The following is a 10,004-nucleotide window of genomic DNA, read 5'->3' as shown; positions in this document are numbered from 1 at the left end:
GGTGGGGGGGCGGCATGTCATTCTCGACGCTGCAGGCATGGCCCCCTACCTAACGGACTGGCGCGGACGCTATACCGGACGGGCGATCGCCGTCGTCAGGCCGGGCAGCACACTGGAAACCGCAGACGTCGTGCGCATTTGTGCGTCCGCGAAGGTCGCCATGGTGCCGCAGGGCGGCAATACGGGGCTGTGTGGCGGAGCGACGCCGCTTGCCGACGGTTGGTCGGTCGTGATCAGCATGGCGCGCATGAACCGCATCCGGATGGTCGATGCGGCGAACAATGCGCTCGTCGCGGAAGCGGGGTGTACGCTCGCGGCCGTCCAGCAAGCCGCGGAGGCGGCCAGTCGGCTGTTTCCGCTCTCGCTCGCGTCGGAGGGAAGCTGCCTCGTCGGCGGCAATATCTCGACGAACGCCGGCGGCGTGCAGGTCCTGCGTTACGGGAACATGCGCGAGTTGGTGCTCGGCGTCGAGGTGGTGCTTCCTGACGGGCGCATCTGGGACGGGCTGCGTGCCTTGCGCAAGGACAACACCGGCTACGATCTCAAGCAGCTCTTCATCGGCGCCGAGGGGACTCTGGGAGTCGTCACCGCAGCGGCCCTCAAACTATTTCCGATTCCGCGCGCAACCGCGACCGCTTGGGTCGCCATTCCCGACCCTCAAGCTGCAGTCGCCCTGTTGGCCCAGCTGCGCGATCGCTGCGGGGAGCGCGTCAATGCCTTCGAACTTGTCGGCCGACCCGCTCTCGAGCTCGTACTGCGCCACATTCCCGCGATGCGCGCGCCGCTTGCGGGGGCCTACGAATGGCATGTGCTTGTCGAGGTCGCCGACGCACGCGATGGTGCGGCGCTGGATGACATGCTCGAGCGCGCGATCGCCTGCGCGATCGAAGCCGGTCTGGCGCTCGATGGTGCAGTCGCGTCCAGTCTCGCTCAGGCCCGAGCCCTGTGGTCCCTGCGCGAGAACATCTCGGAGGCACAGAGAATCGAGGGGATCAGCATCAAGCACGACATTTCCGTCCCTGTCAGCTGCATCCCCGAATTCCTGCTGCGGGCGCAGACGGCGCTGACGGCGATATGGCCCGATGTGCGCATCGTCGCGTTCGGTCACATCGGCGACGGAAACCTGCACTACAACCTTTCCAAACCAGGCGCCGTCGACAATGCCGGATTCGTGGCCCGAACGGCGGAGGTCAATCGCATCGTTCATGACCTCGTCGTCGCGCTGAACGGTTCGATTTCGGCCGAGCATGGCATCGGTCAACTGAAACGCGACGAGAATGCCCGCTACAAGTCCGACGTCGAGCTCGACTTGATGCGGACTGTGAAACGGGCGCTCGATCCGCTTGGGCTGATGAATCCAGGGAAAGTTGTCTGATCTCGAAAAAAGTGAAAGTTCGGGGTTTACAGCCTCCGGGTGGCACCCTATAATGCGCGCTCTTTCGCCGTCGGGGGTATAGCTCAGCTGGGAGAGCGCTTGCATGGCATGCAAGAGGTCAGCGGTTCGATCCCGCTTACCTCCACCAGTCGAAAGAGTTGCAGTCCCCATCGTCTAGAGGCCTAGGACACCGCCCTTTCACGGCGATAACCGGGGTTCGAATCCCCGTGGGGACGCCAGTATGCAGCGAGACGTTGAGTTATAATGGCGGCTCGCGAGCCGGTCGGTAAGGCCGGGCAATAGGTCAGTGCGGAGTGGTAGTTCAGTTGGTTAGAATACCGGCCTGTCACGCCGGGGGTCGCGGGTTCGAGCCCCGTCCACTCCGCCAACAATACTGCAGACGACGGTCTGCTTGTGGTAGACGTAACTGTTGTAAAGTGCTTGCGGTTGGTAGCGCCAAAAGCTAGAATGCGCAGCTCTGTTGGGGGTATAGCTCAGCTGGGAGAGCGCTTGCATGGCATGCAAGAGGTCAGCGGTTCGATCCCGCTTACCTCCACCAACAAAGCACAAGACGTTGTCCCCATCGTCTAGAGGCCTAGGACACCGCCCTTTCACGGCGATAACCGGGGTTCGAATCCCCGTGGGGACGCCAGATAATGCGAGGCGTCGAATAGACGACTTGCAGTCGGCAAGCATAGCCGACAACTGGTCAGCGCGGAGTGGTAGTTCAGTTGGTTAGAATACCGGCCTGTCACGCCGGGGGTCGCGGGTTCGAGCCCCGTCCACTCCGCCAACAAATGAAATGGGAGCCTACGGGCTCCCATTTTTTTTCCGGTATCCATTTCCCGAAGCCGGGTCGTCCCAAGGGCGCATCCCAGTGCACCCGTGGGCGTGGCCTCGCACCGGCCCTGCTGGCCCGCATCCCGACATTACGTTATAGTCCCATACGCATCAGTATGGTGCCGGCCGCGATGCGGAGCGTTACTTACCAAGGGAGCGGGAATATGAGTCTAAAGAAGATCGGCGTCGTAGGCGCCGGCACAATGGGTAATGGCATCACGCAGGCATTTGCGGTCGCCGGGTTCGACGTGGTGATGATGGACGTCGCCGAGACCGCCGTGCAACGCGGTCTGGCCACGCTGACTGCGAGCCTCGATCGTCTGATCAAGAAGGAGAAGATGACGGAGGCGCAGAAAGCGGAGGCGCTTGCGCGGATCGCGACGGCCAGCGACGTCGGGGCGCTTGCGGATTGTGATCTGGTGATCGAGGCAGCAACCGAAAACCTTGAACTGAAGCTGAAGATCTTTGCGCAGCTCGATGCGGCGCTGAAAGCCGATGCGTTGCTGGCATCGAATACGTCGTCCATCTCCATCACAAAGCTTGCTGCTTCGACCAAGCGCGCCGACAGGGTTATCGGCATGCATTTCTTCAATCCGGTGCCCATGATGGCGCTGGTCGAACTGATTCGGGGCCTGCAGACGTCCGATGCGACCTATGCGGCTGTCGAGGCCGTAGCGAAGGCGATCGGCAAGATGCCCGTCCAGGTGCGCAACAGCCCGGGGTTCGTCGTCAATCGCCTGCTGTGCCCGATGATCAACGAGGCAATCTTTGCGCTCGGTGAAGGTCTTGCCACGGCTGCGGAGATCGACGAGGCGATGAAGCTCGGCTGCAATCACCCGATCGGGCCGCTGGCCCTTGCCGACATGATCGGGCTCGATGTCGAACTGGCGGTCATGCAGGTCCTGTTCGAAGGTTTCAAGGACCCGAAGTACCGCCCTGCGCCGCTGCTCGTCGAGATGGTCGAGGCGGGCTATCTCGGACGCAAGTCCGGCAAGGGCTTCTACGACTACAAGTAAGCGCGTTGCGGTCTTTGTGGCCTGGTTTCCCGGTCGGAAAAACAAAAACGCCACCTCATCGGTGGCGTTTTTTCATGTTGCCGTCCGGATCATCCGCGGCGCATCGCGTCGAAGAACTCCGCGTTGCTTTTGGTCGCCTTGACCTTGTCCATCAGGAATTCCATCGCGTCGATGTCGTCCATGCCGTACAGCAGTTTGCGCAACACCCAGACTTTCTGCAGCACGTCCGCCTTCATCAGCAACTCCTCGCGACGGGTGCCGGAGCGGTTGACGTTGATGGCCGGATACACGCGCTTCTCGGCCATGCGGCGATCGAGGTGCAGTTCCATGTTGCCGGTGCCCTTGAACTCCTCATAGATCACCTCGTCCATCCGGCTGCCGGTGTCGATCAGCGCGGTGGCGATGATGGTGAGCGAGCCGCCTTCCTCGAGGTTGCGTGCTGCGCCGAAGAAACGCTTCGGCTTCTGCAAGGCGTTGGCGTCGACACCGCCGGTCAGAACCTTGCCGGATGCAGGAACAACCGTATTGTATGCGCGTGCCAGGCGGGTGAGGGAGTCGAGCAGGATGACGACGTCCTTCTTGTGTTCGGTGAGGCGCTTGGCCTTTTCAATGACCATCTCGGCGACCTGCACATGCCGTGAAGCGGGTTCGTCGAAGGTGGATGCAACCACTTCGCCCTTGACCGAGCGCTGCATTTCGGTGACTTCTTCAGGACGCTCGTCGATCAGAAGCACAATGAGGGCGACGTCCGGGTGGTTGGCCGAGATCGCGTGGGCAATGTGCTGCAGCATCACGGTCTTGCCGCTTTTTGGCGGAGCGACCAGCAGACCGCGCTGCCCCTTGCCGATCGGCGCGATCATGTCGATGATCCGGCTCGTGATGTTCTCCTCGCCACGAATGTCTCGCTCGAGCTTGAGGCATTCGTTCGGGTGCAGCGGAGTCAGGTTCTCGAAGAGGATCTTGTGCTTGCAGTTCTCGGGCGGTTCACCGTTGATCTTGTCGAGCTTGACGAGCGCGAAGTAGCGCTCGCCGTCCTTCGGGGTGCGGATCTCGCCCTCGATGGTGTCGCCCGTGTGCAGGTTGAAGCGACGGATCTGTGACGGCGAGACATAGATGTCGTCCGTGCCGGCGAGGTAGGAGATGTCGGGCGAGCGCAGGAATCCGAAGCCGTCGGGGAGTACTTCCAGCGCCCCGTCACCGTATATGGGTTCCCCTTTCTTGGCCCTGTTCTTGAGCAGGGCAAATACCAGTTCCTGCTTGCGCAGGCGGTTCGCGCCTTCGATTTCATTGGCGACCGCCATTTCAAGCAATTGGCTGACGTGGAGGGACTTGAGCTCCGATAAATGCATGGCGAAGGGGCGCGACGGGGCGCAGATGGATGAAACCGGTGAGGGGGATGCTGCGGAAGGTGCTGCTGCGGCGCCGGAAGGCCGGCTTCGGGAGCGGGGGCGCCGCGCAGTCAGGGCTGGACTTTAGCCCCGGTCAGAGATTGCTGTCAATGAAGGCAGTGAGTTGTGACTTGGAAAGCGCGCCAACCTTGGTGGCCTCGACATTGCCGCCCTTGAACAGCATCAGCGTCGGGATGCCGCGAATGCCGAACTTGGCGGGCGTTTCCTGGTTTTCGTCGATGTTCAGCTTGGCGACCTTGAGCTTCCCGGCATATTCCTTGGCGATGTCGTCGAGGATCGGAGCGATCATCTTGCACGGACCGCACCATTCGGCCCAGTAATCGACCAGCACCGGGGTTTGTGCCTGAAGCACCTCGGCCTCGAAGTTGCCGTCGGTGACGTAATGGATATGCTCGCTCATGATTCCTCGCATCAAGGTCTTGCTGTCATTCGGATTGGGAGTCGGGCCGGTACGGCCCTTGGGGACAATGGCAGGAGAGGGCTGCCACTTCAGAGTGTCGGGAAAAGTTATGCCAAGCTGCCCCGCACGTCAAGCGTTTCGCCCATTTTCACCGCTTCTGCGATCGGGGTTTGCCCGTGCTTGTGTCAAAACGGCGAGGGTCTCGGCTATATTGTCGAAGAAGCCGGTGCGCCCGGGCGGCACGTGCCGACTTGACCAACAGGAGTTAAAGACGATGGCCTACGTAGTGACAGAAGCCTGCATCCGCTGCAAGTACACGGACTGTGTGGATGTGTGCCCCGTGGACTGCTTCCGCGAGGGGGCGAATTTTCTCGTGATCGATCCGGCGGAGTGCATCGACTGCACCTTGTGCGTGGCCGAATGTCCGGTCGAGGCCATCTACGCCGAAGACGACGTGCCCGAGGGACAGCGCCATTTCATCGCCCTGAATGCCGAGCTCGCGAAGGAGTGGAAGCCGATCGTCGAGCGCAAGGAGCCGCTGTCGGATGCCGATGAGTGGGCTGCGCGCAAGGACAAGCTGGGCGAATTGAAGCGCTGAGGCCTTGGGCGTCGGTTCGATTGTGCGTTCGCGTGGTCTTTTCCTGATCGGGACTATGCAATATCATGCACTTGGGTCAGTTGTTATGAATTTGGAAAGGGGATTGGCATGCTGGTGAGCGAGATTCTTGCGATCAAGGGCAAGGTGCTCTACACCATAGCGCCGAACAAGAGCCTTGCCGAGGCGGTCGACATCATGACCGAACAGGATGTCGGTTCGCTCGTGGTCTTTTCGCACGGCCAGATGGTCGGCATGCTGACCTTCCGCGAAGTTTTGCGTGCGGTGCATAAGGGTGGCGCCGAATGGGGCAGGATGGCGATCGAGCAGGCGATGCTGTCGGGGCCCATCGCGGCATCGCCGAACATGGAAATGGACGAGCTTCGGCGTCTCATGGTGGAGCATCGTCAGCGCTATCTGCCGGTAATGGACGGGACGATGCTGCTCGGGGTCGTTTCTTTCCATGACGTGGCCAAAGCGGTGCTCGAGGAGCAAAGTTTCGAGAACCGCATGCTCAAGAATTACATCCGGAACTGGCCGCAAGAGCCGGGCGAAGAGGCTTGAGGCAAGGCAGGCAGGTCCTGCCGCAGTTCAATCCTCGCGCCGGGAAGTGCGCGGGACAAGGCACAACACGACCTTCGTCCGATGAGGCGAGGGCATGCAGCTGGAAGCCGGCGGCGCCGACAACGCGTTGCCGGTAATGCCTCGGGAGGGCGCCGCTGGAAGTTGCTGGTCCGGCGTCAATTCCAACTGTTGGAGGAGTGCTGTGGAAAAGATCTGGCTTAAGAGCTATCCCCCCGGAATTCCGGCGGAAATCGACGTCAACGAGTTTGCGTCGCTCGCCGACGTATTTTCTCAGGGGGTGCGCCAGTTCGCCGACCGCGTCGCCTACGTGAATATGGGGAAATCCATCACGTATGCGGAGCTGGACCGGCTTTCGGCGCAATTCGCGGGCTATCTGCAAGGCGAACTGAAGTTGCCGCGCGGGGCTCGCGTGGCGCTGATGATGCCCAATCTCCTGCAGTACCCGATCGCGATGTTTGGGGCCCTGCGTGCCGGCTATACGGTTGTGAACGTTAACCCCCTCTACACGGCGCGAGAACTGGAGCACCAGATCCGGGATTCGGGGGCGGACACGATCGTCATCGTGGAGAACTTCGCGCACACGCTGGAGGATGTCCTGCAGCGCCAGAAGGTGCGGAACGTCGTGGTGACCAGCCTCGGCGAGTTGCTCGGTTTCCCGAAGGGCATGCTGGTCGATTTCGTCGTGCGCCACGTAAAGAAGATGGTGCCGTCATGGAAAATTCCAGGATGCGTGCGCTTTTCCGAGGCGCTGGCGACGGGGGGGCGACATCCATTGCAGACGGTGGAGATCGGTCATGATGACGTCGCCTATCTCCAATATACCGGCGGCACGACAGGCGTGGCGAAGGGCGCAGTCCTGACGCATGGCAACATCATTGCGAACCTGCAGCAGGCGCATGCGTGGATCAAGCCCTACCTGCGCACGGAAGGGGAGATCATCATCACGGCATTGCCCCTGTATCACATCTTCTCGCTGACGGCGAACTGTCTGACGTTTTTCAAGGTCGGTGCGATGAACGTGCTGATTACCAATCCGAGGGATATTCCGGGGTTCGTCAAGGAACTCGGTAAATACCGATTTACCGCGATCACCGGTGTGAACACCCTGTTCAACGCACTTCTGAACAACGAGGACTTCAGCAAGCTCGATTTTTCGTCCCTGCACATCACACTGGGCGGCGGCATGGCCGTGCAACAGGCAGTGGCCGAAAAGTGGCGCCGCGTGACCGGCCGCCCGCTCGTGGAGGCATATGGTCTGACGGAGACGTCTCCGGCGGTGACGATCAATCCACTCGACCTGCCGCAGTTCAATCACTCCATCGGACTGCCGGTCTCGTCGACGGAGGTCAGCGTCCGCGGCGATAGTGGCGAGGAGGTGCCGCTGGGGCAGCCGGGCGAGCTGTGCGTGCGCGGCCCGCAGGTGATGCGGGGCTACTGGCAGCGGCCGGAGGAGACGGCCAATGCCTTCACCGCGGACGGTTTCCTGCGTACCGGCGATGTGGCGACGATCGATGAGCGCGGCTTCGTCCGCATCGTCGATCGCAAGAAGGACATGATTCTCGTGTCGGGCTTCAACGTCTTTCCGAACGAGGTCGAGGATGTCATCGCCAGCCATCCGGGGGTGCTCGAGGTGGCCGCCGTCGGGGTTCCGGACGAACGGACCGGTGAAGCAGTAAAAGTGTTCGTCGTGCGCAAGGATCCTGCGCTGACGAAGGAGGACATCGTCGCGCACTGCCGGACGAATCTGACTGCCTACAAGGTGCCGCATCAGGTCGAGTTCCGCGAGGAGCTGCCGAAGACCAACGTCGGCAAGATCCTGCGACGACTGCTGCGCGACGGGCAGGCGTGAGCAATTGTGCTTGTGTTTCCGTTGGGTCTATGTTTAGATTCATGTGCTAACTGTTTGTTCTTATCCCGATGACCAATCTGGTTCGTGCCCTCGTCGTAGTAGCTCTGTCCGTACGCGTAGTAGTACGCGTAGGCGGTCGCGCGTCTCGAGGGTAAGGGCAGAAGCAAGCAAGAGATTCCAACCCCCGCCGGCGCGCAAGCCCGGCGGGGGTTTTGTTTTTTGCGCCGCCGGTTTTGATGCCCGACACCGAACCGAAGGAGCGCAACATGATGCAGATGACCGGCGCCGAGTTGATCGTGCGCCTGCTTGAACGGCAGGGTATTCGTACCATTGCAGGGATTCCCGGAGGGGCGATCCTGCCCCTGTACGATGCCTTGTCGGGTAGCGACATCATCCGCCACGTGCTCGCGCGTCACGAGCAGGGGGCAGGCTTCATGGCGCAAGGCATGGCGCGGGTGTCGGGGCGTCCCGAGGTGTGTTTCGCGTCCAGTGGTCCAGGTGCGACGAACCTGGTGACGGCGATCGCCGATGCGCGACTCGATTCGATCCCGATGGTCGCGATAACCGGGCAGGTGCCGCTGTCGATGATCGGCACGGATGCCTTCCAGGAAGTCGATATCTACGGCATGACGGTGCCGATCACCAAACACAACTTTCTCGTTCGCTCCGCGGCGGAACTGCTCGAGGTCATCCCGCAGGCGTTCCGCATCGCGATGTCCGGTCGGCCCGGGCCGGTGCTCGTAGACGTTCCGAAGGACGTGCAGAATCAGCTGGTGAGCTTCGAGGCCTACCCCGAGCCAGCAGTGCCGGATCCGGTGCCCGCGCTGGACATGGTTGCGATCGAGTCGGCGGCGAAGATGATCGACGAGGCGGAGCGTCCGGTGCTGTATCTGGGTGGGGGTGTCGTGCATTCGGGGGCCTCGCGGCTCGCCGTCACGCTGGCGGAGCAGGCCGGACTTCCGACTACGATGACGTTGATGGCGCTGGGCACGATGCCGGTCGATCATCCCCTGTCCATCGGCATGCTCGGCATGCACGCCGCGCGCTACACGAATTTCGTTCTCGAGGAGTCGGATCTGCTGATCTGTGTCGGCGCACGCTTCGACGATCGGGCGATCGGCAAGGCGGCACAGTTCTGCCCCAATGCGCAGATCATCCATATCGATATCGATCCGGCCGAACTGCACAAGATCAAGGCCGCTCATGTTGCGATCAACGGCGATGTCGCGACCGCGTTGGAGGCCTTGTTGCCGCGCGTGAAGCACAATCTTCGCAAGCGCTGGCTGTCCCATGTGGATAGCCTGAAGTCACGCTTCCCGATGGCGATGCCGGGGCGCGACGATCCGCGCACCCACTACGGTCTGGTGCATGCGGTTGCCGCCGTGCTCGATGACGAGGCCGTTATCGCGACCGACGTGGGGCAGCACCAGATGTGGGTCGCCCAGGCCTATCCCTTCCGCCGCCCGCGCCAGTGGCTGACCTCGGGCGGCCTCGGGACCATGGGATTCGGCGTGCCGGCGGCGATCGGCGCCGCGCTCTCCGAACCCGATCGTACCGTGGTGTGCTTTACCGGAGATGGCAGCTTCAAGATGAACATCCAGGAGCTTGCGACGCTCGCCGAGGAGGGGCTGAACGTCAAGATCGTGCTGATGAACAACAACTCGCTTGGCCTGGTGTACCAGCAGCAAAACCTGTTCTACGGCAAGCGCGTGTTTGCGTCGAAGTATCGCGGCGAACCCGATTTCCTGAAGATCGCGGAGGGCTTCGGCATCGCGGCAGTGGATCTGGACAGTTCGCCGAATCCGCGTGCGACGCTCGCGCAGGCGCTGCAGAGCCGTGGGCCGTGCCTGATCCATGCATCGATCAGCCGCGAGGAATTTGTTTATCCGATGGTGCCGCCGGGCGCTGCCAATACTGAAATGATCGGAGGTTGAG

The 10,004-nt window shown here is 61.7% G+C and carries 8 protein-coding genes and 6 tRNA genes; 12 read left to right on the top strand and 2 right to left on the bottom strand.

The features are described 5' to 3' along the window. The first annotated feature begins 1 nt into the window (after position 1). The 8 genes from GPA27_RS01095 (at position 2) to GPA27_RS01060 (ending at position 3,231) form a co-directional block, all read left to right on the top strand. Positions 2-1,375, top strand: coding sequence for an FAD-binding oxidoreductase (locus GPA27_RS01095; RefSeq protein ID WP_169136904.1), 1,374 nt, complete (start codon positions 2-4; stop codon positions 1,373-1,375). A 72-nt stretch (positions 1,376-1,447) separates the two neighbouring features. Next, positions 1,448-1,523, top strand: a tRNA-Ala gene (locus tag GPA27_RS01090). Between the two features lie 15 nt (positions 1,524-1,538). Then, positions 1,539-1,614 (top strand) — tRNA-Glu (locus GPA27_RS01085). A 72-nt stretch (positions 1,615-1,686) separates the two neighbouring features. Further along, a tRNA-Asp gene (locus GPA27_RS01080) sits at positions 1,687-1,763 on the top strand. Between the two features lie 95 nt (positions 1,764-1,858). Beyond that, positions 1,859-1,934: transfer RNA gene (locus tag GPA27_RS01075), tRNA-Ala, on the top strand. 17 nt (positions 1,935-1,951) lie between these two features. After that, positions 1,952-2,027: transfer RNA gene (locus GPA27_RS01070), tRNA-Glu, on the top strand. Between the two features lie 64 nt (positions 2,028-2,091). Then, positions 2,092-2,168, top strand: a tRNA-Asp gene (locus GPA27_RS01065). A 4-nt stretch (positions 2,169-2,172) separates the two neighbouring features. Next, positions 2,173-3,231 (top strand): 3-hydroxybutyryl-CoA dehydrogenase, encoded by a 1,059-nt coding sequence (locus GPA27_RS01060; protein WP_256222726.1) that lies wholly within the window; start codon positions 2,173-2,175, stop codon positions 3,229-3,231. A gap of 89 nt (positions 3,232-3,320) precedes the next feature. Here the strand turns inward: GPA27_RS01060 and rho are convergent, their stop codons facing one another. Both rho and trxA read right to left on the bottom strand, forming a co-directional pair. Continuing rightward, positions 3,321-4,580, bottom strand: a complete 1,260-nt coding sequence (rho, locus tag GPA27_RS01055; protein ID WP_169136900.1) for a transcription termination factor Rho — start codon at positions 4,578-4,580, stop codon at positions 3,321-3,323. A 133-nt stretch (positions 4,581-4,713) separates the two neighbouring features. Next, the gene (gene trxA, locus GPA27_RS01050) at positions 4,714-5,040 is read right to left on the bottom strand and encodes a thioredoxin TrxA (protein ID WP_050416668.1); all 327 of its coding nucleotides are present in this window, start codon (positions 5,038-5,040) and stop codon (positions 4,714-4,716) included. Between the two features lie 274 nt (positions 5,041-5,314). Between trxA and fdxA the strand changes: the two genes are divergently transcribed. From fdxA to ilvB, 4 genes are all read left to right on the top strand, one after another. Continuing rightward, positions 5,315-5,638, top strand: a complete 324-nt coding sequence (gene fdxA, locus GPA27_RS01045; RefSeq protein WP_169136898.1) for a ferredoxin FdxA — start codon at positions 5,315-5,317, stop codon at positions 5,636-5,638. 108 nt (positions 5,639-5,746) lie between these two features. Continuing rightward, positions 5,747-6,199, top strand: a complete 453-nt coding sequence (locus tag GPA27_RS01040; RefSeq protein WP_169136896.1) for a CBS domain-containing protein — start codon at positions 5,747-5,749, stop codon at positions 6,197-6,199. Positions 6,200-6,401: 202 nt separating this feature from the next. Then, complete coding sequence (locus GPA27_RS01035) at positions 6,402-8,069, top strand: long-chain-fatty-acid--CoA ligase (protein ID WP_169136894.1); 1,668 nt, start codon at positions 6,402-6,404, stop codon at positions 8,067-8,069. Positions 8,070-8,335: 266 nt separating this feature from the next. Then, on the top strand, positions 8,336-10,003 hold the full coding sequence (gene ilvB / locus GPA27_RS01030; protein ID WP_169136892.1) for an acetolactate synthase large subunit: 1,668 nt from the start codon (positions 8,336-8,338) through the stop codon (positions 10,001-10,003). Position 10,004 lies beyond the last annotated feature (1 nt).

This window comes from Aromatoleum toluolicum (genome assembly GCF_012911005.2).
GTDB lineage: Bacteria > Pseudomonadota > Gammaproteobacteria > Burkholderiales > Rhodocyclaceae > Aromatoleum > Aromatoleum toluolicum.
Note: the sequence above shows the minus strand (reverse complement) of the source record. Positions and strands in the feature narration are given on the sequence as shown.

Coding starts and splice junctions, on each gene's coding strand:
- GPA27_RS01060 (WP_256222726.1), top strand. CDS start 2,173: ATGAAATGGGAGCCTACGGGCTCCCATTTTTTTTCCGGTATCCATTTC.
- rho (WP_169136900.1), bottom strand. CDS start 4,580: ATGCATTTATCGGAGCTCAAGTCCCTCCACGTCAGCCAATTGCTTGAA.
- trxA (WP_050416668.1), bottom strand. CDS start 5,040: ATGAGCGAGCATATCCATTACGTCACCGACGGCAACTTCGAGGCCGAG.
- fdxA (WP_169136898.1), top strand. CDS start 5,315: ATGGCCTACGTAGTGACAGAAGCCTGCATCCGCTGCAAGTACACGGAC.
- GPA27_RS01040 (WP_169136896.1), top strand. CDS start 5,747: ATGCTGGTGAGCGAGATTCTTGCGATCAAGGGCAAGGTGCTCTACACC.
- ilvB (WP_169136892.1), top strand. CDS start 8,336: ATGATGCAGATGACCGGCGCCGAGTTGATCGTGCGCCTGCTTGAACGG.